Source organism: Specibacter sp. NPDC078692 (assembly GCF_040686835.1).
Taxonomy (GTDB): domain Bacteria; phylum Actinomycetota; class Actinomycetes; order Actinomycetales; family Micrococcaceae; genus Specibacter.
The window spans coordinates 57,733-82,733 of the sequence record NZ_JBFBLV010000010.1 but is presented as its reverse complement, the minus strand read 5'-3'; the positions used below and the strand labels follow the sequence as shown (position 1 = coordinate 82,733).

23 protein-coding genes are annotated in these 25,001 nt (G+C 60.5%); 14 read left to right on the top strand and 9 right to left on the bottom strand.

What is annotated here, in order from left to right:
- Nucleotides 1–25: 25 nt before the first annotated feature.
- Entirely contained in the window at nucleotides 26–1,003 is a 978-nt protein-coding gene (locus AB0O97_RS09365) for a pantoate--beta-alanine ligase (RefSeq protein ID WP_363881941.1), read from the top strand.
- Nucleotides 1,004–1,170: 167 nt separating this feature from the next.
- Here AB0O97_RS09365 and AB0O97_RS09360 read toward each other — a convergent pair whose 3' ends face one another.
- From AB0O97_RS09360 to AB0O97_RS09350, 3 genes are read right to left on the bottom strand one after another with little or no spacing between them, the layout of a single operon-like run.
- A complete protein-coding gene (locus tag AB0O97_RS09360; protein WP_363881939.1) occupies nucleotides 1,171–2,109 on the bottom strand; it encodes a ribokinase in 939 nt (312 codons plus the stop codon).
- Nucleotides 2,106–3,476 carry an MFS transporter gene (locus tag AB0O97_RS09355; RefSeq protein WP_363882016.1) on the bottom strand — a complete coding sequence of 457 codons (1,371 nt, stop codon included), beginning with the start codon at nucleotides 3,474–3,476 and terminating at the stop codon, nucleotides 2,106–2,108. Before AB0O97_RS09355 ends, AB0O97_RS09360 begins: the two co-directional genes overlap by 4 nt.
- A gap of 56 nt (nucleotides 3,477–3,532) precedes the next feature.
- On the bottom strand, nucleotides 3,533–4,501 hold the full coding sequence (locus AB0O97_RS09350; protein WP_363881937.1) for a nucleoside hydrolase: 969 nt from the start codon (nucleotides 4,499–4,501) through the stop codon (nucleotides 3,533–3,535).
- A 166-nt stretch (nucleotides 4,502–4,667) separates the two neighbouring features.
- Here AB0O97_RS09350 and AB0O97_RS09345 point away from each other — a divergent pair, with 166 nt between their 5' ends.
- The 11 genes from AB0O97_RS09345 to dhaM all read left to right on the top strand — a co-directional run bounded on the left by AB0O97_RS09345 (nucleotide 4,668) and on the right by dhaM (nucleotide 16,272).
- Nucleotides 4,668–5,708 carry a LacI family DNA-binding transcriptional regulator gene (locus AB0O97_RS09345; RefSeq protein WP_363881935.1) on the top strand — a complete coding sequence of 347 codons (1,041 nt, stop codon included), beginning with the start codon at nucleotides 4,668–4,670 and terminating at the stop codon, nucleotides 5,706–5,708.
- Between the two features lie 168 nt (nucleotides 5,709–5,876).
- Nucleotides 5,877–7,385: a lysine--tRNA ligase gene (lysS, locus tag AB0O97_RS09340; RefSeq protein ID WP_363881933.1), complete on the top strand. Its 1,509-nt coding sequence runs from the start codon at nucleotides 5,877–5,879 to the stop codon at nucleotides 7,383–7,385.
- A 5-nt stretch (nucleotides 7,386–7,390) separates the two neighbouring features.
- On the top strand, nucleotides 7,391–7,543 hold the full coding sequence (locus tag AB0O97_RS09335) for a hypothetical protein (protein ID WP_363842350.1): 153 nt from the start codon (nucleotides 7,391–7,393) through the stop codon (nucleotides 7,541–7,543).
- A 96-nt stretch (nucleotides 7,544–7,639) separates the two neighbouring features.
- Nucleotides 7,640–7,972: an Lsr2 family protein gene (locus AB0O97_RS09330; protein ID WP_363881931.1), complete on the top strand. Its 333-nt coding sequence runs from the start codon at nucleotides 7,640–7,642 to the stop codon at nucleotides 7,970–7,972.
- Nucleotides 7,973–8,645: 673 nt separating this feature from the next.
- Nucleotides 8,646–9,701 (top strand): IS30 family transposase, encoded by a 1,056-nt coding sequence (locus tag AB0O97_RS09325; protein ID WP_363882014.1) that lies wholly within the window; start codon nucleotides 8,646–8,648, stop codon nucleotides 9,699–9,701.
- A gap of 175 nt (nucleotides 9,702–9,876) precedes the next feature.
- A complete protein-coding gene (locus AB0O97_RS09320; RefSeq protein ID WP_363881929.1) occupies nucleotides 9,877–12,369 on the top strand; it encodes an ATP-dependent Clp protease ATP-binding subunit in 2,493 nt (830 codons plus the stop codon).
- 294 nt (nucleotides 12,370–12,663) lie between these two features.
- A complete protein-coding gene (locus AB0O97_RS09315) occupies nucleotides 12,664–13,302 on the top strand; it encodes a TMEM175 family protein (protein WP_363881927.1) in 639 nt (212 codons plus the stop codon).
- Between the two features lie 9 nt (nucleotides 13,303–13,311).
- Entirely contained in the window at nucleotides 13,312–13,833 is a 522-nt protein-coding gene (locus AB0O97_RS09310; RefSeq protein ID WP_363881925.1) for an amino-acid N-acetyltransferase, read from the top strand.
- Nucleotides 13,834–13,942: 109 nt separating this feature from the next.
- A complete protein-coding gene (gene dhaK / locus AB0O97_RS09305; RefSeq protein ID WP_363881923.1) occupies nucleotides 13,943–14,944 on the top strand; it encodes a dihydroxyacetone kinase subunit DhaK in 1,002 nt (333 codons plus the stop codon).
- On the top strand, nucleotides 14,945–15,589 hold the full coding sequence (gene dhaL, locus AB0O97_RS09300) for a dihydroxyacetone kinase subunit DhaL (protein WP_363881921.1): 645 nt from the start codon (nucleotides 14,945–14,947) through the stop codon (nucleotides 15,587–15,589). It abuts the gene before it with no gap.
- Nucleotides 15,586–16,272 (top strand): dihydroxyacetone kinase phosphoryl donor subunit DhaM, encoded by a 687-nt coding sequence (gene dhaM, locus AB0O97_RS09295; protein ID WP_363881919.1) that lies wholly within the window; start codon nucleotides 15,586–15,588, stop codon nucleotides 16,270–16,272. Before dhaL ends, dhaM begins: the two co-directional genes overlap by 4 nt.
- 30 nt (nucleotides 16,273–16,302) lie before the next feature.
- Here the strand turns inward: dhaM and AB0O97_RS09290 are convergent, their stop codons facing one another.
- Entirely contained in the window at nucleotides 16,303–17,250 is a 948-nt protein-coding gene (locus AB0O97_RS09290; protein WP_363881917.1) for an A/G-specific adenine glycosylase, read from the bottom strand.
- Nucleotides 17,251–17,568: 318 nt separating this feature from the next.
- Between AB0O97_RS09290 and AB0O97_RS09285 the strand changes: the two genes are divergently transcribed.
- Nucleotides 17,569–17,844 carry a helix-turn-helix transcriptional regulator gene (locus AB0O97_RS09285; RefSeq protein WP_363881915.1) on the top strand — a complete coding sequence of 92 codons (276 nt, stop codon included), beginning with the start codon at nucleotides 17,569–17,571 and terminating at the stop codon, nucleotides 17,842–17,844.
- A 10-nt stretch (nucleotides 17,845–17,854) separates the two neighbouring features.
- Nucleotides 17,855–18,586, top strand: a complete 732-nt coding sequence (locus AB0O97_RS09280) for a hypothetical protein (protein ID WP_363881913.1) — start codon at nucleotides 17,855–17,857, stop codon at nucleotides 18,584–18,586.
- 69 nt (nucleotides 18,587–18,655) lie between these two features.
- On the opposite strand, the gene disA is transcribed toward AB0O97_RS09280, so the two are convergent.
- The 5 genes from disA to AB0O97_RS09255 all read right to left on the bottom strand — a co-directional run bounded on the left by disA (nucleotide 18,656) and on the right by AB0O97_RS09255 (nucleotide 24,799).
- Nucleotides 18,656–19,726 carry a DNA integrity scanning diadenylate cyclase DisA gene (disA, locus tag AB0O97_RS09275; protein WP_363881911.1) on the bottom strand — a complete coding sequence of 357 codons (1,071 nt, stop codon included), beginning with the start codon at nucleotides 19,724–19,726 and terminating at the stop codon, nucleotides 18,656–18,658.
- Nucleotides 19,727–19,868: 142 nt separating this feature from the next.
- A complete protein-coding gene (gene radA / locus AB0O97_RS09270; RefSeq protein ID WP_363881909.1) occupies nucleotides 19,869–21,260 on the bottom strand; it encodes a DNA repair protein RadA in 1,392 nt (463 codons plus the stop codon).
- A gap of 132 nt (nucleotides 21,261–21,392) precedes the next feature.
- The gene (locus AB0O97_RS09265; RefSeq protein WP_363842386.1) at nucleotides 21,393–22,526 is read right to left on the bottom strand and encodes an FUSC family protein; all 1,134 of its coding nucleotides are present in this window, start codon (nucleotides 22,524–22,526) and stop codon (nucleotides 21,393–21,395) included.
- A 102-nt stretch (nucleotides 22,527–22,628) separates the two neighbouring features.
- Entirely contained in the window at nucleotides 22,629–23,147 is a 519-nt protein-coding gene (locus tag AB0O97_RS09260) for a MarR family transcriptional regulator (RefSeq protein ID WP_363881907.1), read from the bottom strand.
- Complete coding sequence (locus tag AB0O97_RS09255; RefSeq protein ID WP_363882012.1) at nucleotides 23,144–24,799, bottom strand: MDR family MFS transporter; 1,656 nt, start codon at nucleotides 24,797–24,799, stop codon at nucleotides 23,144–23,146. The genes AB0O97_RS09260 and AB0O97_RS09255 overlap by 4 nt, the downstream gene beginning before the upstream one ends.
- Nucleotides 24,800–25,001: the final 202 nt, after the last annotated feature.

The following is a 25,001-nucleotide window of genomic DNA, read 5'->3' as shown; positions in this document are numbered from 1 at the left end:
GTTGGCATTGAAGAGAGTGAAGAACATGAGCACCGTGTTGGTAACCACCATCGCCGAGCTGCGGGATAAGTCAGCGGCACTGTTGCGTCAGCGAGCTGCGCAGGGCGGGCAGGACTCGGGCCGCGAGCCCGGGACGTTGGGCTTGGTCCCTACGATGGGCGCCTTGCACCGCGGCCATGCAACCCTGGCCCGCGCCGCCGTAGCCGAGAATTCGGTGGTGGTGGCCAGCGTGTTCGTCAATCCCTTGCAATTCGGTGATGCCACAGATTTAGCCCGCTACCCTCGCACTACAGAAGCCGATCTGGCTCTGCTCAGCGAGGCTGGCGTGGACCTGATGTTCGCCCCTTCGGTAGAGGAAATGTACCCAGGCGGCGAACCCATGGTTCGGGTCACGGCAGGAATGATGGGGGAGCTATATGAGGGCGCCTCACGCCCAGGCCACTTTGACGGTGCCCTGACGGTCGTGGCGAAACTGCTGCACACAGCCATGCCCGACGGCGGCCTGCCGTACCAAGCTGGTGCTGGCGGGGACGGTCCCCAGAACATCGCCGAGGATGCTGCCGTTCGCCCGGCCTACCGAGCATATTTCGGCCAGAAGGACGCCCAACAGCTGACTCTGGTCCGCAAAATGGTGGCTGATCTAAACTTCCCGGTGGACATTGTTGCTGTTCCCACGGTGCGCGACGATGACGGACTGGCTCTCTCCAGTAGAAACCGATTCTTGTCTGCGCAAGAGCGGGACTCCGCCTTAGTTCTCTCGCGTGCCCTGCGGCTTCTGAAGCGCCGAGCCGATGCCCATGAGCCACTCGACATTGACTCGGCGCAAGCCCTCGTGGATAGTGCTCCGGGCGTGGAACTGGAATACCTGGAAGTGGTGGATCCGCTGACACTTGCGGTCCGTGCCGAAAACTGTCAGGACACCCCGTTCACAGGGGAAGCGCTGGTCCTGGTTGCTGCGAAGGTGGGCCCGGTACGGCTCATTGACAACATGCCGCTGGGCTGAGCCGCGAATCTCAGCCTGCCCCACCCCGCTCTGCCCCACCCCGCTCTGCCCCACCCCACTTTGAAGGTGCGCTCGGTTAAGACAGAACCATGCGCTACTCAAAGAGCTGCGCATGGTTCTGTCTTAACGGAACGCAGAAGCAAAGTCGTGCAGACGGCTCAGCTGGATTATACGGCGGAAATCAGCGCCGTCACGTCCTCCAAATGGGGGTAGGCGGCCTGGGTGCCCCGCTTGGTGGTTGCCAGCGCGGCTGCCACGGAGGCCTGCCGGGCCGCGTCCACGAGCGAATCGCCCGCAGCCAACCGGGCTGCGACAGCTCCTGTGAAAGCGTCGCCGGCGCCCGTGGTGTCCACGGCGTCCACCTTCGTCGGTGCAATCAGTACCGCAGGCGCCGAGGCGTTGGTGGAATCCAGCACCACAGAGCCAGCCGCACCGAGCGTCACCAGCACCTTGGACAGGCCACGCGCGGCAAAGCTCTCCACGGCCCCGTGCCAGGCTACGGCTGGCGCATCGGATGCCGGCATGGCAAAACCGTCAAGGAAGGCCGAGGCCTCGTGGACGTTGACCAGCAACACATCCACCGACTGGGCCAACTCCTCGGTGATGGGAGCGTACGGCGAGAGGTTCAACAGAACTGTTGCTCCGGCGTCGTGCCCGGCAGCAGCGGCAGCCAGCACGGTCTCCGGGGCCACCTCCAAGCACAGGCAGACCACGGCGGCGTCGGCAAAAACTGCCGGTTCCAGATGGGTGGGCAAGAGCGTTGCATTGGCGCCGGCGGAGATGATGATGGTGTTCTCGCCCTGGGCATCGACCGAGATGACGGCGACACCGGTGGGCTCGGTGACGCGGCGGAGGTGATCGGTATTGACCCCAGAACTGGCGGCGGAGGCCAGCAGCATATCGCCATTGGCGTCCTCGCCCACTGCGCCCAGCAGCGTCACCTGACCGCCCAGCCGGGCCGCGGCAACAGCCTGATTGGCGCTCTTGCCGCCTGGATTCACCGCAAAACCGTTGCCGTGGAGGGTTTCGCCGGGGTTGGGCAACCTATCGCAGTAGATGGTCAGATCGGCATTGAGTGAGCCGGCAACAACTATTTTGGCACTCATGGTGCTACCTCCGCGTCAATAGGTTTGGGCACCAGCAGCGAGGCCGCGAAGGCTGCGCCGGTGAGGGCCAGAGCCACTATGACAACCGTCAGGTAGGAGCCGTGGCCGCCCAGCGGGGCCGTGGCAACCAGAATGGCTGGCAGGACCAGGAAGCTGAGTCCGGCGCCGAGGTTGAAGGCACCAGCGTTCATGCCGGGCAAGAATCCGGGGTTTCCTGCCGGAGACAGAACTACGCCAAGGCCGTTGAGCATGATGTTTACAGTACCGGCGTACATGATGCCCAACAACACGGTGCCGGTGATCATCCAGGCCAAGCTGTGGAGCCCGAGGAAGCCGATGATGGCCAGTGCGGCCATGCTGCCCAGCAGCCCCACCCGCAACATCATGGTGTAGCCAATGACAGGCGCAAGGCGACCTGTGAAGGGACCAACGACCCAGCCCAACAACGCGTAAGGCGTCAGGATCAGCAAGCTCATCTCCGTGGCGCCAATACCAAAGCCGGGGTCTGCGGCCTGCACAAAAGCCGGAACAATGCCGTTGATGACGGCGAAAATGCCCGTCATGGTCAAGGTGGTAGTCAGCAGCGGAGCCCAAGTGGAGCGCTGGCGCAGGTGCACAATTTCAACCATGGGGTGTGAGGAGACCTTCTCCACGCGCCAGAACGCCATAAAAGCGAGCACGGCGAGCAAGGCCAGTGCCAGTGAAGTCACGAGCGGAGCGGTGGTGATGCCACCCACCAGCTTGGTGGCTTCATTTAGGGCAGTGAGCAGGGCGCCCACGGCGATGACGATGAAGAACACGCCCAACCAGTCCATCTTGGTGCCTTCGCCAGGCTTGGATTCGCCGGCCAGGAATACGATCAGCACGGTGGCGATTGCGGCAGTGACCACCATGAGCCAGAAGATGCTGCGGAAGCCAAAGTGCTCGGCGAAGTAGCCGCCCACAAAGGAGTCAATGCCAGCAATTCCGCCATTGACGGCGGTGATCAGACCCATCAAAGCGCCGTACTTCTTGGGGTCCTTGACCGCGGAGCGGAGCATGATCAGGCACAGCGGAACCGTGGGGCCGCTGACGCCTTGGATGATGCGTCCCACAAAGAGCCAGGTGATGTCCGGGGCCATGGCGGAGATGATGGAGCCCACGCCCATCATGACCATCATGCCGATCAGCACTCTCTTGCGGCCGATGATGTCGCTCAGGCGGGGCAGGAACAGCGAGAAGACGGCGGCGGCTGTGAAGAACCAGGTCTGTGACAGGCCAATGGAAGCCTGACTGGCGTTGAGTTCCTCGCCCATGGTGACCAGCGCGGGGCTGAGCATGGAGGCGTTGAGCTGGAAGGCCACGCAGGCCGTCAGCAGCGCCACCATGAGAGCGGTAATGTTGCCGGGCTTGCTCAGCGTCCCGGACTTTGTGGTTGCGAAGCTCACGCGTCGACCTCACCAATATTCACGAGTGCGTCGGTGACCATGTTCCAGAACTTCTTGTGGTCGAGGGTGACGGCAACGCTGGTCTTGCAGTCGGCCGGGGCGGGGGCGCGGAAATCGGCCACGGTCATGCCCAAGGTCAGCGTGCCCGTGAGCTCAATGTCCACGGGAACCTTCTGTGTGGTCATGACGGTGGGGTCAATGACATAGGCGACGGCGCACGGGTCATGGACCGGCGGGTAGTCAAAGCCCTGTGCATCCTTGTACGTCTTGGCGAAGAAATCCATCAGCTCCATGACGAACTTGGCCGGCTTGGTGCCCACGGCATCAATGGCGGCAACCACCTCGGGTGTGGCCAGCGCCTGGTGGGTCAGGTCCAGTCCAACCATGACAACTTCCCAGCCGGCGTTGAACACGATGTGTGCTGCCTCGGGATCGATCTTGATGTTGAATTCGGCCACCGGGCTCCAGTTGCCCACGTGGTAGCCGCCGCCCATGAGGACAACTTCCTTCACGCGCTCAACGATGCGCGGTTCCTTGCGCGCGGCCATGGCGATGTTCGTCAGTCCGGCGGTGGGGACCAGGGTTATGGTGCCCGGTTCGTGCGCCATGATGGTTTCAATGATGAGGTCGACGGCGTGGCGTGGGTCCAACTCGATGGTGGACTCGGGCTGTTCTGGACCATCCATGCCGGACTCGCCGTGGATGTCAGGCGCTGTCTCGATGCTGCGTACCAAGGGGCGGTCGCAACCTGCGGCAAAGGGGACTCCGGTGATGCCGGCAATGGTGCCCACGCTCAGGGCGTTGCGGGTGACCTTTTCAAGTGTCTGGTTACCCACCACGGTGGTCACGGCAAGCAAGTCAATGTTGGGGTTGCCGTGGGCCAAGAGCAGGGCCACCGCATCGTCATGGCCGGGGTCGCAGTCAAGAATGATCTTGCGGGGCTGGGCTGCAGTTTGCTGTTCCATAGTATTTTCTCCACGTCGTTGGGGCGGCTCCGGAGTTTCCCGGTGATGCACAGTAATCAAGTGTGGCACCACAGGAAGTTAACGTCAAGCGCTTAACGCGAGGCACGTTAAGCGCTTGATTCGTTGCGGTTGCAAGGATCTTCCCAGACGCCGGTACGATCGATCCATGCAGCCGCCACCATCAGCCCCCGCCCGCAAAAACGGCAACCGCCGCGTCACGGCGGCCATGGTTGCTGCTAGGGCGGGAGTATCGGCGGCAACGGTTTCACTGGTGACCAATGGCAAGACCGCAGGGCGGGTGTCCGAGGGGACTATCACCAAGGTTGAGCAGGCGGTGCAGGAACTCGGTTACGTGGTGGATTCCCTCGGCAGTTCCCTAGCCAAGGGGCACAGCAACATTGTTATTTTGGTTGCTCCGGACGTTTCAAATCCGTTTTATGCCAAGGTTATTGCCGGCCTGAGGGAAGTCATCGGCCAGCAGTATGCCCTCCTGCTGTCAGTGACTGATGCCGGACAAACGCCGGATCCGGCGGATGTGCGCCGACTGCTGGCCTTGCGTCCCGCCGGACTGCTCATCGATGCCCCCAGCTCACGGTTCCTTGTAGAACTGCAGGCCAGCGAACCTATGGTGTTGTTGGATGCGGCCGGCATTAGTAATGATGTGCCATCAGTAAACTTCGATGTGGCGAGCGGGGCCCGGCTGCTGGCTCAGCACTTAGCTGGCCAGGGGCACCGGAAGATCGCCTACCTTGATAGCACCACCGGCACCGAAACGTTCCGGGTGCGCCGTGCAGCCTTCTGCGACAAAGCCAGAGAGCTGGGCTGTGACGTAGTGGCCGTTGCACAAACAACAATCGATGTTGGCGCGGCGGCGCTAGCCTTCGCCCAGGCATGGCCACAGTGGTCAGTGGCTGGGGTAACCGCCATTGCCTGTGCCACTGATACCCAGGCTTACGGTGTCCTGCAAGAAGCTCGCGTGGTGGGCTTGGCTGTGCCGCAGAGCCTTGCCGTCGCCGGTTTTGATGACCTGCCCTATTCACAGACATCCAGCCCGGGACTGACCACGGTGCACTTGCCAGCCATGGAAATGGGGCGTCTGGCAGGACGGCAGCTGTTGCAGGTCATGGGCGGAGAAAACGTGGCGGTGACACCCGTGGTGCTTGAAGCTACCTTGGTAGTTCGAGGCTCCACCGTCGAAGGGGCCTAGAAAACGGCCTAGCCCGAATGGACACCGGAATCGAAAAGTCCCAGCCGGTATTTCAGCGTCGAAGCCAGCATTGCCACCCAGTGCCGAGCCAGCGCTTGAGCTGCTGGACTGAGGGCTTAAAGCAGGCGCGGAGCGTATACCCAGATTCACCAACTAAGCTGTTAACTCGTGAGCGCAGAAAATACCCTTTCCCCTGAACCCAGTGACGTTTCCGAGCAAATGCTTGTCCGTATGGACAAGCGTGCCAAATTGCTTGAGCGAGGCGAACAGGCCTACCCGGTTGGGGTGGCGCGGACGCACACTCTAGAAGAGATTCGGGCCAAGTACCCGGAGCTGGAAGCCGATACCGCCACGGGTGAGATCGCCGGCGTTACCGGCCGTGTTGTGTATGTGCGCAACAAGGGCAAGCTGTGCTTTGCCACGCTACAGTCCGGCTCAGGCGTCCGCTTGCAGATCATGCTCTCCTTCGCCAATGTTGGCGAAGAGGCACTGGCCAACTGGAAGTCGCTGGTTGACCTTGGTGACCACGTCTTCATCAAGGGCGAGATCATCAGCTCCCGCACCGGTGAGCTGTCCATCATGGCTGCCGAATGGTTCATGGCTTCCAAGGCGCTGCGCCCGCTACCCGTCTTGCACGCAGAGCTCTCTGAGGAAATGCGCGTCCGTCAGCGTTACGTTGACTTGATTGTCCGTGACACTGCTCGCGAACAGGTCAAGAAGCGCTCCGCCATTGTTAAAGCTATCCGCGACACGCTCCACGGTGAAGAGTACATTGAGCTGGAAACCCCCATCCTGCAGCTCATCCACGGTGGCGCCTCTGCCCGCCCGTTCCATACGCACCTGAATGCCTTTGACCAGCCCATGACCTTGCGGATCGCCATAGAGCTGTTCCTGAAGAGGGCGGTAGTTGGCGGCATGGACAAGGTCTTTGAAGTCGGCCGAATCTTCCGTAACGAAGGCGTTGATTCAACGCACAGCCCCGAATTCACCATGCTGGAAGCGTATGAAGCATATGGTGACCAATTCACCATGGCTAAAACCATGCAGCGCATTATTCTCGCCGCTGCAGATGCTGTTGGCTCGCGCATCATTGAAACTGATCAAGGTCAAATTAATCTCGACGGCGAATGGCCTTGGCTGCCCGTCTATGAGGGTCTTTCCAATGCTGTTGGCAAGGAAATTACCCCCGAGACGACAGCTGACGAATTGCGTGCTATTGCGCAAGAGCGTGACATCAAGATTGATTCGGCCTGGGATGCTGAGAAACTAGTCACCGAACTCTTTGGTGAAATTGTGGAGCCTACACTAATTCAGCCCACCTTTGTTTGTGATTATCCGCCGTCGGCGCAACCGCTGGCCCGCCCGCACCGTGACAAGCCCAATCTCATCGAGGCGTGGGATTTGATTATTGGCGGCACGGAGACTGGCACAGCCTTCTCCGAACTGGTTGACCCCGTTATTCAGAGAGACCGTCTCACTAAGCAGTCCCTGGCTGCAGCAGCCGGTGATCCTGAGGCCATGCAGCTGGATGAAGACTTCCTGCGGGCGCTGGAATATGGTGCACCGCCCATGGGTGGTCTGGGGCTGGGTGTGGACCGTTTGGTCATGCTATTCACCGGTGTTGGTATTCGTGAAGCCATTCTCTTCCCCTTGATGAAGCCAGAGCAGGAGTCGTAAATAATATGGAATACGTTGCAGTTATTCTGCCGTCATTGGGTGTTGGGGCAATTTTTTACTTCGCGATGAAGGCCATATTCAATGCCGATCGTGCAGAACGCGACGCATTGGCGCAGGCTGAAAATGAAGTAGATTCCAAGGATGAACAAGGCGTTTAGCGAGTCGCGCAATAACTGAACTTTGACGTGACAGAATTTTCAAACCATAATCGTTTCTGAAGTATTCATTTACACTATGTGAGGCGAGCAATCCCCATGGCACAGAAAATTCACATCACCCTTGTGGACGATATTGACCAGAGCGCAGCCGACGAAAACGTCACTTTCGGGCTAGACGGCATCAATTACGAAATTGATCTTTCCGCGGAGAACGCAGCAGCATTGCGCGAATCATTGTCTGCGTACATTGCTTCAGGGCGCCGCGTTGGTGGCCGTGCAGTGCGGGGTCGTGGTCCTGCAGCACCCAAGGCTGGCAGTGACGTAGCCGCAATCCGCGCATGGGCCCGGGAAAATGGGTACACGGTGCAGGAGCGAGGCCGCATCCAGGCCGAGATCCGTGATGCCTACTACGCGGCTCAGGGTAACTAACAGCGTAACTAGCAACAGAGTTCTTCGTCCTTCCTTAGGGCAGTACGACGGCGGCATCACCTCACCAAGGGGCGAGTTCTAGCGGTCGTTGCAACACCTAATCATTTTGGGAGTTGCAACGACCGTGTCGTCTTTAACGGAAAAGAGCGTTTCACCGAGAGAGTACCTTGGGCTTCACAAGCCATCGGGAGGGCTTAAGTATTCGCCGGCGCAGAAGCAAGAGTTCTTCGATCTGCTTGCGGATACCGGTAGCATCCCCTTGGCTGCGGCGAAGCTGGGCTTGAATAGGCGCACTTGCGACCAGTGGGCCTATCAGGCCAGGAAAGCTGCAGGAACCTCAGTTCGGCAAGTGAAGACTTCTCCGGAGCAGCAGCAAGAGTTCTTCGATCTGTTCGCGACGATTGGCAGTGTGACTGAAGCGGCCAAGGTTCTGGGGCTGAATCGGAATACCTGTTATCAGTGGGTAAGACGGGCAGGACTGGCACGTAAGCGTTCCGAACAGCCCAGCCGGGAGGATTTCCTGCGGCTTCGGTCCGGGGGGCTCACACGCCATGACGCAGCCATGAAGTTGGGCATTCACTCCACCACCGCACAGGAGTGGGATGCCGGGATCCACAGGACAAAGAATGGCCGTATTTATCCCAACGGCCGGGCTGTGGACTATAACAAAGGAATGACTTCTCGCACTAACGCCTCTGGTTCTCCTCGAGCGACGTTGCAACGACTTGAACGCGTCATTGATAGTCGGTATCTGTGCTTGGCCGATCGGGAGGTCATTCACGACATGCTCTCCAAAGGGGCCTCTTTACGAGCAATAGCCACAACCTTGCAGAAAAACGTCTCCTCGATCAGCCGGGAGATCAAGCGCAACAGCAGTCCGGTCAGTGGTTATCGGCCCTATGGTGCACACCGTAGTTCTGTGGTTCGGCGACCACGACCTAAACCGTCAAAAATCCAGCACTGCCCGCGGCTGAAGTCCTTCATTGAAGACGGGCTGCGCAAGCGCTGGTCACCGGAACAAATATCGAACAAGATGGTTCTGGAATTCCCCGACGATCAGGATATGCGTGTGTGCCACGAAACGATCTATCAAGCCCTCTACTTCCAATCCCGAGGTGCACTTCGTCGTGAGGTATCCACAGCGCTGAGAAGGGGTCGGACCCGCCGAATAGCTCGTAAAAACCCGGAAGAACGCACCCCTAGATTCCGGGACCCGATGATCAATATTTCCGAGCGCCCGACTGAGATCGAGGACCGCGCCGTCCCGGGCCACTACGAAGGGGACCTCATCATGGGCGCCTCCAATCAGTCAGCCATCGGAACCCTAGTGGAACGCACCACCCGTTACGTCATGCTCGTGCACCTGCCAGGTGACCACACCGCCGAAACGGTACGCGACGCACTCATCAAGACCATGATTAACCTGCCAGCCCACCTCCGCGGCTCACTGACTTGGGACCAAGGCGTGGAAATGGCCAAACACAAGGCCTTCAGCATCGCCACTGACATGGACGTCTATTTCTGCGACCCCCACAGTCCCTGGCAACGCGGGTCCAATGAAAACACCAACGGTCTCCTGCGCCAATACTTTCCCAAAGGCACGGACCTCAGCATCTACAGCCCCGAAGACCTCGAACACGTCGCCCAGGAACTCAACGCACGCCCACGCAAAACGCTCGGCTGGAGTACACCAGCCGAGCGCATGCGTGACCTACTATTGGAAACCTAACCAACAGCAGTGTTGCAACGACTCCTAGAATCCGCCAGGTGGTGCCGCCGTCGTACTTTAAAAGCCACGGCGGATATGCAGGGAGCAATTTGCTATTTCCCCTGTGGCGAACATGCCCCCACAGGGCCCGGGTACTGCGTAGCATCAAAGTACGCAGTAAAAGGAGTGTGGCGAAATGTTTGAGCGATTTACTGATCGAGCCCGACGTGTTGTTGTGCTGGCCCAAGAAGAGGCCCGCATGCTCAACCACAATTACATTGGCACCGAGCACATTCTGCTCGGTCTCATCCACGAGGGTGAGGGTGTTGCCGCCAAGGCCCTGGAGTCCTTGAACATTTCGCTGGACGGTGTCCGTGAACAGGTTCAGGAAATCATTGGCCAAGGACAGCAGGCACCCAGCGGGCACATCCCGTTCACCCCGCGCGCCAAGAAAGTTCTGGAACTTTCGCTGCGTGAGGCGCTGCAGCTGGGCCATAACTACATTGGCACCGAGCACATTCTGCTCGGCCTGATCCGTGAAGGTGAAGGCGTTGCCGCGCAGGTACTGGTGAAGCTTGGGGCTGATCTGGGCCGTGTGCGCCAGCAGGTCAACCAGCTGTTGTCCGGCTACCAGGGCAAGGAACCTGCCGCCAGTGGCGGTGGCCAGCAGCCCGAAGGTACACCCGCCGGCTCAGTTGTGCTGGACCAATTTGGCCGGAACCTGACACAGGCAGCGCGTGAAAACAAGCTCGACCCGGTTATTGGGCGCGAGCATGAGATGGAACGCGTTATGCAGATCCTCTCGCGCCGCACCAAGAACAACCCCGTGCTGATCGGTGAGCCCGGCGTTGGTAAGACTGCCGTTGTTGAAGGTTTGGCTCAGGCCATTGTGCGCGGCGACGTGCCCGAGACCATCAAAGACAAGCAGCTCTACACCCTTGACCTCGGCTCGCTCGTGGCTGGCTCACGCTACCGCGGTGACTTTGAGGAGCGCCTGAAGAAGGTCCTGAAGGAAATCCGCACCCGCGGCGACATCATCCTCTTCATCGACGAAATCCACACCCTTGTGGGTGCCGGCGCCGCTGAGGGTGCCATCGATGCTGCCTCGATCCTCAAGCCCATGCTGGCTCGTGGAGAACTGCAGACTATCGGTGCCACCACCTTGGATGAGTACCGCAAGCACATTGAGAAGGACGCCGCTCTTGAGCGCCGCTTCCAGCCCATTCAGGTGCCCGAGCCCACGGTTCCGCTGACCATTGAGATTCTGAAGGGCCTGCGCGATCGCTACGAGGCACACCACCGCGTCTCGATCACCGACGGCGCCCTGACGGCGGCTGCCACCTTGGCTGACCGCTACATCAGTGACCGCTTCCTGCCGGATAAGGCCATTGACTTGATCGATGAGGCTGGTGCGCGTCTACGCATCCGTCGCATGACTGCTCCGCCGGAGCTCAAGGCGATGGATGGTGAAATCGCTGCGGTTAAGAAGCGCAAGGAAGACGCCATTGACGCCCAGGACTTTGAGGGTGCCGCGTCGTTGCGCGACGACGAGCAGAAGCTCATCACCGCCCGTGCCGACAAGGAACGCCTGTGGAAGTCCGGAGGCCTCGATGAGATCTCCGAGGTTGACGAGGAACTCATTGCAGAAGTTCTGGCAAACTCCACCGGTATCCCGGTCTTCAAGCTGACCGAGGCCGAGTCCACGCGTCTGCTGAAGATGGAAGACGAGATTCACAAGCGTGTGGTGGGTCAGAATGAGGCCATCAAGTCCATCTCGCAGGCCATCCGCCGGACCCGTTCGGGTCTGAAGGATCCCAAGCGTCCCGGTGGCTCGTTCATCTTTGCCGGCCCCACAGGTGTTGGTAAGACCGAGCTGGCCAAGGCGCTGGCCGAGTTCCTCTTCGGTGACGAAGATGCCCTCATCACCTTGGACATGTCCGAGTACTCGGAGAAGCACACGGTCTCCCGACTGTTCGGTGCACCTCCCGGATACGTAGGCTACGAAGAGGGTGGACAGCTGACCGAGAAGGTTCGCCGCCGTCCGTTCTCCGTGGTGCTCTTCGATGAGGTGGAGAAGGCTCACGCCGATCTGTTCAACTCACTGCTGCAGATTCTGGAAGATGGTCGGCTGACCGACAGCCAGGGCCGCGTGGTGGACTTCAAGAACACGATCATCATCATGACCACGAACCTGGGTACCCGCGATATCTCCAAGTCAATTGCCACTGGTTTCCAGTCCGGCACGGACACGCAGACCGGGTACAACCGCATGAAGGCCCGGGTCTCGGAGGAGCTCAAGCAGCACTTCCGCCCCGAGTTCCTGAACCGTGTGGATGATGTTGTGGTGTTCCCGCAGCTGACCCAGGATGAGATCATCGAGATCGTCGACCTGATGGTTGCACGCCTGGAGGGCCGCCTGGCTGACAAGGGCATGGGCATCGAGCTCACGCCTGCCGCCAAGATTCTGCTCGCTACCAAGGGATACGATCCCGCGATGGGTGCCCGGCCGCTGCGCCGCACCATCCAGCGCGAGATTGAGGATCACCTCTCCGAGAAGATCCTGTTCGGTGAGCTCAAGGATGGCGACATCATCAGCGTGGACGTTGAAGGCGAGGGTGACGACGCTAAGTTCACCTTCGTAGGCAACACTAAGCCGAACATCCCCGAAGCCATCACGGCCTCGGCCTAAGGCTCCAGAAGTTCTGAAGCTCTAGCTCCAACGTTCAAGCTCGACGGCGGCATCCACCCTTTGCGGGGCGGGTGCCGCTTTCGCGTGTGGACGGGCGTGGTGGGCCCACCGCCGCACCGAGAGTTTCGGCTGTACCAACGGTTTCTCTGTCCCAAAGCGCACTGGCGCAGTAGCGGATTCGGGCATAGCTTGGAAGACGTGGGCAACTTCCTGCGTCGCAAAGGCTCGCCGATTCCAGATCGGCTGGTGGCCCATGCCCACAGCTTGCACCGGGGATCTGAAACCGAAAGAACCATGTTCTTTAGCGACGCCGTATTTGCCGTCGCCATGACATTGCTGGTGCTGGACTTGAAACTGTCCGCACTGGATCCAAAGATGTCGGCGGCAGAGTTTCAAGCAGTGCTGGCGGAACAGGCGGAACCGCTGGTGGCGTTCATTCTGAGCTTTATTCTGGTGGGTAGGTTGTGGATGAATCATCACCGGAAATTTGTGGCTATCAAGAACTACGATTCTGCCTTGCAAAGCATCAACCTGATGGCCCTGTTCTTTGTTGTCTTCCTGCCACTACCAACCTCTCTGCTCTTCCAGGCCAGCGCCCAGAGCCCCTGGCCACCCATCATTTATGCGCTGACCATCAGCGGAAGTGTTGTGAGTCTGAGCATTTTGTGGGTCCACGCGCACAGGGCCAAATTGATGCACGGCTGGGTTGATGCGGACTTGTACAGGTTGGTGCTCCACGGCACCGACCCTGTTGTGGCCGTGTTTGTGCTGTCCATTCCCGTGGCATTCATCAGCCCCGAGTGGGCCATGTATTCGTGGCTCCTGATTTGGCCCCTGTCGGTGGTGCACGGGAAGTGGCGGCTGGCGGCATTCAACCGGGCGGTGCAGGTCCAGCAACGCGGTGCTTCAAGGAATGACGTTCAACGGTCATAGACTAAAACGGTGAGTTCACAAATTACTACCCCCGTCATTGTCCTCCGGCCTGCCCGCACGGCAGACGTTCAAGCGATCAAACGCCTCGTAGCACCGCTGGCGGAGCGACGAATCCTGATCTCCAAGGAGTCGGTCACGTATTTCGAGGCCATCCAGGAATTTCTCATTGCCGAAATTGACGGAGAGATTGTTGGCTGCGGTGCACTCCACGTCATGTGGGAAGACTTGGCCGAAATTCGGACCCTCGCCACGGCAGATTCCTGGCGCGGCAAGGGAGTTGGCCGCGCCATCGTGGAGAAACTGCTGGACAGTGGCAGGGCCTTGGGCGTCAACCGTGTCTTCTGCCTGACCTTTGAGGTGGACTTCTTTATCCGCAACGGGTTCACCGTCATGGCCAATCAGAGCCCCGTCGATCCTGAGGTCTACTCAGAGCTGCTACGTTCCGCCGATGAAGGCGTGGCCGAATTCCTGGACTTGGCACGGGTCAAACCCAACACACTGGGGAACACCAGGATGATCTGCCAACTCTGATTCTCTCTGGAGTCTCCCTACCATCTGCGGTTTTCTCCGGGTAGTGTTCAAAGTGGGCGGCAGTGACGCCCGTCCGCCGCAAACCGCTGTGATTCGGAGAGTTTCTATCATGAAAAAGCTCATCAATGATCCCAAGGCAGTACTCAATGAATCGGTGGAAGGGTTCGGTCAGGCGCATGCCGACCATGTGACCGTCCACCCTGATCCTTTGTTTATCACACGCAAAAATGCGCCCCGGGAAGGGAAAGTGGGCCTGGTGTCCGGAGGTGGCAGCGGTCATGAGCCGCTGCACGCAGGCTACGTAGGCTTCGGCATGCTCGATGCCGCAGTCCCCGGCGCCATGTTCACCTCACCCACACCGGACGCGATCATCCCGGCCACCATCGCCGCCAACACAGGCGCCGGGGTGGTGCATATTGTGAAAAACTACACCGGTGACGTGCTGAACTTTGAGACGGCCGCTGAGATGGCCGAGGCGGAGGGCGTCAGTGTCCGCACCGTCCTCGTGAACGACGACGTCGCCGTGGAAGATTCGCTGTACACGGCCGGTCGCCGCGGTGTGGCCGGAACCGTTCTGGTGGAGAAGATCGCCGGCGCTGCGGCAGAGCGCGGGGACAATCTCGACGCCGTCGCCGCCATTGGTCAGCGCGTCGTGGACAATGTGCGTAGCATGGGTGTGGCACTGTCCGCCTGCACGGTTCCGCACGCAGGTGTCCCCAGTTTTGAGCTTGCCGATAACGAGATTGAGATTGGCATTGGCATCCACGGTGAGCCCGGGCGTCGCCGCATTCCGATGGAAAATGCGGACGCCATCACCGATCACTTGCTGGAACCGATTCTGGCGGACCTTAAGCCAAGCGCAGGCGAGAAGGTGCTCCTGTTCGTCAACGGCATGGGCGGCACCCCCACCAGCGAGCTGTACATCGTTTACCGGCACGCAGCCAAGGTGCTCGAAGCAGCAGGACTGGTGGTGGAGCGTTCACTCGTGGGCAACTACATCACGGCACTGGAGATGCAGGGTTGTTCCATCTCGATACTGCGTTTAGATGATGAAATGACCGAATTGTGGGACGCTCCGGTGAACACTCCGGCGTTGCGATGGGGGATGTAAATGAGCCAAATTCTTGACGCTGCCTGGGCTGAGCGCTGGTTGCGGCTCTCCGCCGCGGTGATCGCGGAGAACCGAATGGCCCTGATTGAATTGGACCGGGCCATTGGCGACGGTGATCACGGTGAGAACATGGACCGTGGCTTTAGCGCCATTCTTGAAAAGCTCGACGCCGAGCCGCCCGCCACCCCCGGTGCCGCCTTCAAACTGGCGGCCATGACCTTGATGTCGAAGGTGGGAGGGGCTGCGGGACCACTGTATGGCACGGCGTTCCTGCGTGCCGGAACGGCTGTTGGTGACGCCACCGAACTGGACGGGAGCATCCTCGCGGAGGCTCTGGCCGCAGCGCGGGATGGCGTGGTTGCCCGCGGTAAGGCTGAGGTGGGTGACAAAACCATGATTGATGCGTGGAGTCCTGCCGTCGACGCGGCTGCCGCCGCGGTGGCTTCCGGAGCGGACCCGATGGCCGTATTGGAGGCTGCCGCGACGGCCGCCGAGGCAGGGGCGCTCTCCACCGATCCGCTGATTGCGCACAAGGGCCGGGCCAGCTATTTGGGGGAGCGGGCCATTGGGCATCGCGATCCCGGCGCCGCCTCATCGGCACTCATTCTGCGTGCCGCCGTTCATGCTGCCCAGGACGCAGCATGAGCGTGGGGCTGGTGATCGTCTCGCATAGCGAAAAGCTGGCGGCCGGAGTGGTTGAACTGGCGGCCCAGATGGCCCCCGACGTGCTCTTGGTTGCCGCCGGAGGAATGGACGACGGCGGCATTGGGACTTCGCTGGAAAAGGTCATGACCGCGATGGGGCTGGCGGATACCGGTGCCGGTGCCGTGGTGCTGACCGACCTCGGCTCGGCTGTCATGACCGCCGAATCTGCCTTGGAGTTCTTGGGGAGTCCGGCAACTGTACTGCTGGCCGATGCGCCGTTGGTCGAAGGGGCCATTGCGGCAGCGGTTTCAGCCCAGTCGGGCGCTTCGGCTGACGTTGTGTGCAAGGCTGCCGAGACGGCGCTTGCCCGCACCAATCCGGTGGTCGGGCCCCAGGATGTCGGGCCCCAAGAGGCCGGGACCGATAGTGCCGTGACGGCACTACTCACTTTGATCAACCCCATGGGGCTGCACGCCCGTCCGGCGGCATCCTTGGCTGGTGAGCTGGGAGCCATGGATGTGGAGATTGAGATCAACGGTGTGGATGGGCAGTCGGTCATGATGCTGATGACGCTCGGCGCAGCGCAGGGCACTGAGCTCAACGTTTCAGCCACGGGTCCTGATGCGCAGCGCGCCGTGGACCTGGTGCGTAGCCAAGTGGAAGCCGGCTTCGGGGAGATCTGAGCCCGCTGCGAGCGGCTCCCTCGCAGCGCTCTATCCCGGCAGGTGGTAGCCGGTTTCGGAGAGTTGGGCGAGGCCGTCGACGACTAGGCCAGCGAGAGCGCGCTCAAGCTGGGGCGCGTGGGTGTTCAGCTTGTGCAGTTTGCCCAATTCAGGGGCCACCTCGGCGTGGAGCTTGGCCGCCTCCGCATCCCACAAGAGGTCGGCATGGATGGGCGAACTGGCTGCCCGCAATACTGCCATGACAGCACCGCGCACTTGTCTGTCCGTGCCGGCCCAGGGTTGACCTTTCGGGATGTAGGTGGGCTCGGGCTGGCCGGCGGCAATCCAGGCGCACTGCTCGAAGACTGGGCATTGCCCGCACTTGGGGCTGCGGGCTGAGCAAATGACAGCGCCTAGTTCCATCACGGCGGCATTCCAGAGGACCGATTCGGCGTCGTCCTCGGGCAGCAAATTCGTTGCCAGCGTGGTCTCAGCAGCCGTAAGAGCCGGGGCTGGAAGGGCTTGGCCGATGATGAGTCGGGCGTGCACGCGGCGAATATTGGTGTCCACCACCGTGGTGCGGCGGCCAAAGGCGAAGGCGGCAACCGCGGCAGCCGTGTACGTGCCAACGCCGGGAAGCGCCAGAAGTTCCGGGTAGTTGTCGGGGACGGCGCCGTCGTGCTTATCAACAATTTCCGCGGCTGCAGCATGCAAGCGCAAGGCTCGCCGCGGGTAGCCGAGCTTGCCCCAGGCGCGCAGCACATCGGCGGCCGGCGCTGCGGCGAAGTCAGTAGGGGTTGGCCAACGCGCCAGCCATTGCTCCCACACCGGTTGCACCCTGACCACCGGCGTTTGCTGGAGCATGATCTCGCTGACCAGGACTCCCCACGCTGAACAGTTGCGGCGCCACGGCAGGTCCCTGGCCTCGTGCTGGAACCAGGTATTGATGATTTCGTGCAGAGCGGCCGGCGGAACCTTGGGTGAAACAGCGACGGTCATGGGTTTCCTTGCGGCATGGAAGGGTGGGCGCAGTGGAGCAGTAGATTCGACGGCGGTGGAGCCTGGGTCGATCACGCACGCTTTAGCGCCTCCAGAGTATGTTCTTCCTCCCAGCGAAGGCAATTGCAACAGTGGTATCCACTGCCGCGTCGAGGCAGGAGCGGGGGGACGCTCCTGCTCGGCTAATAAGTGAACTTGGACGTTGGCAGATCTCCAGTAAAGCAACATGAAAGGAGTATTAGGTGGATGGACTTCATGGTTCCCTCAGCACAAGACACCGCTGACCAGATCGGTGAGCACTTGAGGCAATGCTGAATCATGCTGGGCCTGAGCCAAGCGCTAGCTGCACAGGGGGCTAATATTTCCCTTCCAGCGCTGCGTCGAATTGAGCGCGGGGATTCGGGTGTGAGTCTGGGCCGACTCCGAGCCCACACGCTGGACGCAAATGAGCGAAGAGAGCCGGTGCATGAGTCCATCGGCCGTATTGGCTCCAGAGGGTTCATCGCAAGGAGTGTGCTCTTACAGGAGCTGATAAGGGCCACGGCAAGATGGTTGACGGCGTGGTTGGTCGGGGTAGGCCCCTTGCTTCGCTAGGCTTGAGTTTATGGGCACAACAGGCAACTCCGGACGCGGCAAGGGATCCTCTTCCGCGCCTGCGGGTAAGTCTGCGGGTAAGTCTGCGGGCAAGCCCGTGGCTAAGCCCGTGGCGAGGCCAGCAGGCAAAGCTACCGGGAAGCCCAAAGTTTCCGCCAAGGTGTACCGACGGCGCCGCATCGTAGCGGGCGTGATGGCACTGCTGGTCATTGCCGCTTTAGTGGTTGGCGGATTCTTTGTGGCGGGATTGTTTGGTGCCAACGCCCAAGATGACACCCAGAGCGGTGCGGCAGGGAACAGTAGTACCGAGCAAGCCAAGCAGCCTGCAAAGGTGGGGACACCGCCGTCGGCAGTGTGCGACGAGGCCGGGATCAAGGTCAGCGCCAGCATGGATAAGGAAAGCTACGCCGCCGAAGAACTGCCTGTCATGACATTGCAAGTGACCAATTCCGGCAAAGCCCATTGCGATATCAACGTGGGCACGAGCCAGATGGAATTCGTGATCACCAGCGGCGATGACATCATTTTCAACTCCAAATTTTGCCAAACAGAAGCCACAGATTTGGTAAAAAATCTGGCCCCGGGCGCATCGGAAAAAGCCAATATGGTGTGGCACCTGAAACGCACGGCACCGGAGTGCGCCAAGGTGGTCTCTGAACCAGGCCGTGGCGGGGCCACTTACGTCCTTGTGGCGACGTTAGGGAAATGGTCTAGCCAGAAGGTACCGTTCACACTGCAGTGACGGAGAACCTGCAGTAATGAAACCGGCCTTAGCTGCGTGTGCAGTCTGGGCAACGGCCGCCGGTGGCAGTTAGAGGAAGCGGTCCAAGAGGCTGGCCTCGGCGATGCGGGAGAGGCCTTCACGCACATTGCGGGCCCGCAGCTCGCCAATGCCATCAACCATCATGAGTTCATCAATCGTGGCTGCCATCAGATTCTGCAGGCCACCAAAGTGGTCAACAAGACGCCCGGCAATGGCGCGCGGGACAGCCTTGAGGCCCGAAACCAGACGGTAGCCGCGCGGCTGAATGATGGCATCGAGAGAATCATGGCCAGTGACCAGGCCAACCACGCCAGCAATCAAGCTCAGGTCAATAAGATCGGCCTGATCGATCTCCTGCAAGGCAGCAACAGCTGCATCAACATCTGTTGTTTCCGGGTCAGTGTAGTCGCGGATCACCATGTCAGCGCCGGAGCCGCGCGTGGTGGAAAGCTCTTCTAGCTGGAGCGACAGCAGCCGTCCGTCAACGCCGAGTTCCAGCACGTACTGGGCGATCTCCTCGGAAATGCGTCGCACCATCTCGTGACGCTGCAAGGTGACAGCCACGTCGCGGACCGTGACCATGGCCTCGATTTCAAGTGCCGACAATGAACTGGTCACCTGATCCAGCCGGGCCCTGTACCGTTCCAAAGTGGCCAGTGCCTGGTTGGCTCGTGCCAGCACCTTTTCTGACCCTTCCAGTACGTAGCGCAGGCCGTCAACGTAAAGGGCAATGATCTGCATGGATTGGCTGACGGAAACTACCGGGACGCCCGTCTGGATAGCGACTCGTTCAGCCGTACGGTGCCGGGTGCCGGACTCTTGGGTTTCAATGCTGGGGTCCGGGACCAATTGCACTGCCGCCCGGATGATCTTGGTGACGTCCTTGTCGCAGACAATGGCGCCATCCATTTTGGCCAGCTCTCGAAGACTCGTGGGGGCAAAGTCTATGCCGATTTCAAAACCGCCAGAGCACAGGCTGTCAATGGTTTTGTCGGAACCGAGCACAATGAGTGCTCCCGTGCGGCCTCGAAGAATGCGTTCCAAACCATCACGCAGCGGAGTACCAGGCGCGACACGGGCAAGCGTGGCTTTCAAGGCCTCTTCGGGGCTGCGAATCATGGGCGGTTCCTTCTTTTCAAGCGCGGGAATCCGCACAAGTCACTGACTCTATAATACTGGGCGCCCTACACCTTTCTGGCTCGCAGCGCTGCTGGACGCGCGCATCTTGACCTATCCGTGTCTTTTCGACCAATAAAAGCTCCTAAAGGTGCAGCAGCAGCTCCGTTGCCTCGGCTATGTGCTCGATCTGCTTCACCGTGAAGTCTGGGGGAATTGGGCCGGGACCGGCAGTGCTTAGCGGTACCAGTGCGTGGGTGTAGCCCAAACGGCTGGCCTCTTGGATGCGTTGATTGATCCCTGGCACCGGGCGCACCTCGCCGGCCAATCCCACCTCACCGAAGGCAACCATCTTGGGGTGGACAATCTTGTTGGTCTTTGCCGAAACAATGGATAACGCCACCGCCAGATCCATGGCCGGTTCACTCAGTCGTGCTCCGCCAACCGTGGCCACAAAACTATCGTCAGCGTCCAACCGCAACCCGGCCCTCTGCTGCAGGACGGCTAACAACATGCCCACTCGAGTGGAATCCAGACCGCTGACCGTGCGCCGCGGCTGGGATCCCAGAGCCGGGGTCAGCAGCGCCTGTACTTCGGCGAGCAAGGGACGGCGTCCTTCCATGGTGACGGTGATGCAGGTCCCGGAAACGGGTTGCGAGGTACGGGAAGTGAAGAGGCCGCTGGGATCGGCCAGCCCTTCGATGCCGCTGTCCGTCAAGTCAAAGCAGCCCACCTCATCGGTCTGCCCGTACCGGTTCTTCACGGCACGCAACAGGCGTAGACGGGAGTGGCGTTCGCCGTCGAACTGGCAGACAACGTCCACCAAATGCTCCAGTAGACGGGGTCCGGCAATGGAACCGTCCTTGGTCACATGGCCCACGAGGAGAGTGGTCATATTCAGGCGTTTGGCGGCGGCAATGAGCGAGGCCGCCACCTCGCGGACCTGCGACACCCCGCCAGCGGCACCGTCGATCATGGCGCTACTGAATGTTTGCACCGAATCCACGATCAGCAAGGCCGGCTGTACCGCTTCAACCTGGCCCAGTGCGGTGCCAAGGTCCGTCTCGGCACCCAGATACAGGGTGTCCGCGACGGCGCCAATGCGTTCGGCGCGTAGCTTCACCTGGGCTGCTGATTCCTCACCCGTCAGATAGAGCACCTTCTGCGGTGCCTGGCCATGGTCATTGCGGGCAAACTTTGCCGCCACATCCAGCAACAGCGTGGACTTGCCGACGCCGGGTTCCCCCGCCAGCAAGATGACGGCGCCGGGCACCATGCCGCCGCCCAAGACGCGGTCCAGCTCGGGTATGCCCGTCAGATTGTGGGCAGCCTGGGAGGCGTCGACCTCGGAGATCAGCTGGGCCGGCCGCACCACCGTGGTGGCAGCGGTGGTCCTGACGGTGACAGTACCGATCTCTTCCAGGGTGCCCCAGGCCTGACATTCGCCACAGCGTCCCACCCATTTAACGGCGGTCCAGCCGCATTCCGTGCAACGGAAGTTCTGTCCCGAGTTAGTTTTTGCGTTCTTTGTTGCCATGGTTCCAGCCTACTGCCGGGGGCTGACACTGGCTGGCTAGATGGCTGGCGCAGCGAGGGGAGATGGCTGGGTGCTCCCGGGGCGCACCGGGGCACACGGGTGAGGTGCCCGGCGTCGAACTTTCAGGGGCGGCTAGAGATCCGGCAGCACGGAGCGGGCCTCGGAAGGCTCCATATCTGCAGCCTCCAGCAGGTCCACCATGAGGGTTCGGAACAGCAGCACCACCGCTTCGCCCTCCATGCGCGTAATTTCCAGCGTGGAGGGGTGCAGGCGGGTGGCGATATCGGCCAGGGCGTCCCGAGCGTGGCTCAAAGTGGAACGGGACTTGGTGTCAGAGAGGGCCGCGCCCAGCTCATCCACAGCGGAAGCGGTCTCGCTGAGGACATCGGCCAGGTGCATGGATCCGGCGTCGGACAACGCTGCATTGTTGATGACACTGGCTAGCCGCCGAGCCAAGACCCGGCTTGAACGCATGGCGTAATCCACCCGCACCATCAGCTTCGCCAAGCCCTCCACTTCCTCCCGGTGACGGCGGTACATGGGTGAGAGTCGGGCGATTTCAACGGAACCGTGCAGGCCCTGGCGCATGGCGTCGATGCGGGTTTGCTGGCTGCGGGCGCGGACCAGGGCATGCCACGCGGTAGTGGAATCGTTGTAGGAAACGGCGGAGGCGCACTCCCGCAGGACGAGGGAGAGCTCGCTGAGGACTTCCTTGAGATCGTCCTTGGGCTCGCGGCGTGGATCCCGGGGGAGCAAGAATGTGGCAGCTAGCGCGAAGCAGCCGCCCACAACCGCGTCTAGGCTGCGCGTAAACGGTCCGCCAGTCGGGATGGGCAGCAACACCACAAGGAGGGATTGCAAGGCCAACTGGGTGGTGAAAATGGCGCCGCTGTCCAGGAATCGAGCCAACAGGATGGATAGGAACAGTACCAAGGCTGCCTGCCAGATGCCGGCACCGAGCCAATGCAGCAAAAGATCACCAACGGCAATGCCAATAGTGCAACCCAAGCCGACTTCCAGCACTCGGCGCAGGCGCGGGTCCCGCGAGAATCCCAACGCAATAATGGCACTGGTGGCCGCAAACAGGGGGCCTTGGTGGCCCAGCACCAATTCCGAGAAGTAGTAGGCGGACACGGCGCAGACGGCCATCACCAACGCCGGCAGAACAGAGTTGACGCTTCGGCGCAGGCCCAAGCGGGCGCGCCGCTTCAGGAAAATGACTGTTTCGGCAGAGCGGGTTGACGGTGCCTGGGCTGACTCTGGCATGGTGCCTAGTCTATGCGCCAAGAGCGGCCACCCGGTTGCAGCTACTGGCTGCTACCGGGTGGCCGCTCCCTGATTAGTGGATGATGCGCTTGGTCTGTGTGCTCAGTCCAGATCTTCGTTGAAGCGTGCCATGACAGCTGCGAATTGGCGGACCTCGCTCACCTCCCACTGGGACAGCCGGTCGAACAGTTTTTGGCGGGAACTATCCTGTGCCATTTCGAAGCGTTCGTAGGCTTCGGGAGTCAGCGCCACAATCATCGCCCGCCCGTCAGCGGGATCTGCCCTACGGGTAATCAGTCCCAGCCCTTCCAGCTGTTTCAACAGACGGCTGACGACGGCCTTGTCGGCGTCCAGAATCTGCATCAGCGTTAGCTGATGCACGGGGCCGCGTTGGGAGAGGACCATCATTGCCGAAAAGCCCATTGGCTTGAGCTCGGGATGGATGATTGCCGCTCGGGTGGCAATGCTCTTCCTGGCTCGGACCAGCAACGTTCCAATTTGTTGCTGGACGGACTTGACAGCCTCGGCAATGCTTTCCTCGTTTACTTCCGCACCGACTGTGTTGGCCGTTTTTTTCGTTTCATCCGGTGCGACGCCGCCTGATGCGCTGGGGCCGGTCATTTGCGAGCCGTGAGTTCTTCAGCGTTTGGCGTGAGCGCCACGGAGGCTTCACTGACATCGACCAGCACCTGCTCGGCTTCCTGCACGAGGGAGAGGGCGGTGGCAGCTTCGGCGTCGCTCTTGGCGCGTTCCTCACGGGTCTGGCTGCTCAGCTCGAGGTTTGGCAGGAAGGCAATGGCGAGGATTGTCAGAATACTCAAGGGTGCGGCGATGAAGAATACATGTCCCACGGCATCTCCGTAGGCCGATTCGATAATGATGCGCACTGAGTCCGGCAGGCTGTGCACGGCAGGGATGTTGCCGCTGGCCAGAGCCGTAGCAATGTCCTTGCCCTTTTCGCCAAGCCCGGCGATTGCTGCCTGAAGTTCGGCAGATTTGCCGGCCAATAGGTCCGCGACCTTCGTGGCCATGAGGGCGCCCAGAACCGAGACGCCGATGGTGCCGCCCAAGGAGCGGAAGAAGGCGATGCCCGAGCTTGCTACGCCGATTTCCTGTGGGGTGACAGCGTTCTGAACGATCAGCACCAGGTTCTGCATGACCATGCCCAGGCCTGCGCCAAGGATGAACATGTACAGGGATACCAGGATGAAGTTGGTGTCGTAGTGAATGGTGCTGAGAGCAAAGAGGCCCACGAGCTGCAGGATTGAACCCACCACCATGATGGCCTTCCACTTGCCTCGTTTGGAGATCATGGCACCGGCAATGGTGGAGATGATCAGCAGGCCGGCCATCATGGGGATGGTCATCAGACCTGACTGGGTGGCATTGGCGCCGCGGGCAAGCTGCATGTACTGGGCTAGGAAGACGGAGGTTCCGAACATGGACACGCCTACCGAGATGGAGGCGATTACGGACAAGGTGAAGGTGCTGTTCTGGAACATGGTCAGCGGCAAGATCGGCTCGGCGGACTTGAGTTCCACGATAACGAAGGCAATCAGTGCCACGATGGCGCCGCCCACCATCAAGAAGCTAGGCGTACTAAGCCATTCGAACTGGGTTCCAGCTAGTGTTACCCAGATCAGCAGCAGCGAGACGCCAGCGGTCAGAAGGACGATGCCCGCATAGTCAATGGAGACCTTGCGTTTGGGCTGAACCGGCAGACGCAGGGTCTTTTGAATCAAGATGATAGCGATCACGGCAAACGGCAGAGCAACGAAGAAGTTCCAGCGCCAGTTGATGGCGTCCGTGATGAAGCCGCCAATCAGTGGGCCACCCACGGTTCCCAGTGCCATGACGGCACCGAACAGGCCCATGTACTTGCCGCGCTCGCGGGGAGAAATGATGTCGGCCATGACGATCTGGGTCAAGGCCGTCAAGCCACCGGCACCGAGGCCCTGGAAGACGCGCATGGTGATGAGCATCGAGGTGTCTTGGGAGAAACCTGCAATGGCTGATGCGATGACGAAGATCAGCAATGACAGTTGCAGGAGCAGCTTGCGGTTGGTCAAGTCAGCGAGTTTGCCCCAGATGGGGGTGGAGATGGTAGTGGCCAGCAAGGTTGCGGTAACCACCCAGGTGTAGGCAGTCTGGCTGCCATTGAGGTCCGCAAGGATGACGGGCAGTGAAGTGGAGACGACGGTTCCGGCGAGGATCGAGACAAACATGCCCATGAGTAGGCCCGTCAGTGACTGCATCACCTGACGGTGGCTCATCCCTGATTCGCTCAGCACAGGAGCTGCCTTCGCGATGGATATTTTCTGAGACAAAAAAGCTCCAAAAAGTGAAGAAAATGGTTGATTGGTGTCAACTATATATAAGTGGTTGCTTCAGGACAACTACTTTTGAAGTGAGCTGCGTCAAGTTCCTAGGGCTCCGAAGGTGATGATGCCTCAAAAATGTTCTGAACGTGACCGA

Coding starts and splice junctions, on each gene's coding strand:
- AB0O97_RS09365 (WP_363881941.1), top strand. CDS start 26: ATGAGCACCGTGTTGGTAACCACCATCGCCGAGCTGCGGGATAAGTCA.
- AB0O97_RS09360 (WP_363881939.1), bottom strand. CDS start 2,109: ATGAGTGCCAAAATAGTTGTTGCCGGCTCACTCAATGCCGATCTGACC.
- AB0O97_RS09355 (WP_363882016.1), bottom strand. CDS start 3,476: ATGGTGGCGCTGCTGACGGCCTGCGTGGCCTTCCAGCTCAACGCCTCC.
- AB0O97_RS09350 (WP_363881937.1), bottom strand. CDS start 4,501: ATGGAACAGCAAACTGCAGCCCAGCCCCGCAAGATCATTCTTGACTGC.
- AB0O97_RS09345 (WP_363881935.1), top strand. CDS start 4,668: ATGCAGCCGCCACCATCAGCCCCCGCCCGCAAAAACGGCAACCGCCGC.
- AB0O97_RS09335 (WP_363842350.1), top strand. CDS start 7,391: ATGGAATACGTTGCAGTTATTCTGCCGTCATTGGGTGTTGGGGCAATT.
- AB0O97_RS09330 (WP_363881931.1), top strand. CDS start 7,640: ATGGCACAGAAAATTCACATCACCCTTGTGGACGATATTGACCAGAGC.
- AB0O97_RS09325 (WP_363882014.1), top strand. CDS start 8,646: ATGACTTCTCGCACTAACGCCTCTGGTTCTCCTCGAGCGACGTTGCAA.
- AB0O97_RS09320 (WP_363881929.1), top strand. CDS start 9,877: ATGTTTGAGCGATTTACTGATCGAGCCCGACGTGTTGTTGTGCTGGCC.
- AB0O97_RS09315 (WP_363881927.1), top strand. CDS start 12,664: ATGTTCTTTAGCGACGCCGTATTTGCCGTCGCCATGACATTGCTGGTG.
- dhaK (WP_363881923.1), top strand. CDS start 13,943: ATGAAAAAGCTCATCAATGATCCCAAGGCAGTACTCAATGAATCGGTG.
- dhaL (WP_363881921.1), top strand. CDS start 14,945: ATGAGCCAAATTCTTGACGCTGCCTGGGCTGAGCGCTGGTTGCGGCTC.
- dhaM (WP_363881919.1), top strand. CDS start 15,586: ATGAGCGTGGGGCTGGTGATCGTCTCGCATAGCGAAAAGCTGGCGGCC.
- AB0O97_RS09290 (WP_363881917.1), bottom strand. CDS start 17,250: ATGACCGTCGCTGTTTCACCCAAGGTTCCGCCGGCCGCTCTGCACGAA.
- AB0O97_RS09285 (WP_363881915.1), top strand. CDS start 17,569: ATGCTGGGCCTGAGCCAAGCGCTAGCTGCACAGGGGGCTAATATTTCC.
- AB0O97_RS09280 (WP_363881913.1), top strand. CDS start 17,855: ATGGGCACAACAGGCAACTCCGGACGCGGCAAGGGATCCTCTTCCGCG.
- disA (WP_363881911.1), bottom strand. CDS start 19,726: ATGATTCGCAGCCCCGAAGAGGCCTTGAAAGCCACGCTTGCCCGTGTC.
- radA (WP_363881909.1), bottom strand. CDS start 21,260: ATGGCAACAAAGAACGCAAAAACTAACTCGGGACAGAACTTCCGTTGC.
- AB0O97_RS09265 (WP_363842386.1), bottom strand. CDS start 22,526: ATGCCAGAGTCAGCCCAGGCACCGTCAACCCGCTCTGCCGAAACAGTC.
- AB0O97_RS09260 (WP_363881907.1), bottom strand. CDS start 23,147: ATGACCGGCCCCAGCGCATCAGGCGGCGTCGCACCGGATGAAACGAAA.
- AB0O97_RS09255 (WP_363882012.1), bottom strand. CDS start 24,799: ATGAGCCACCGTCAGGTGATGCAGTCACTGACGGGCCTACTCATGGGC.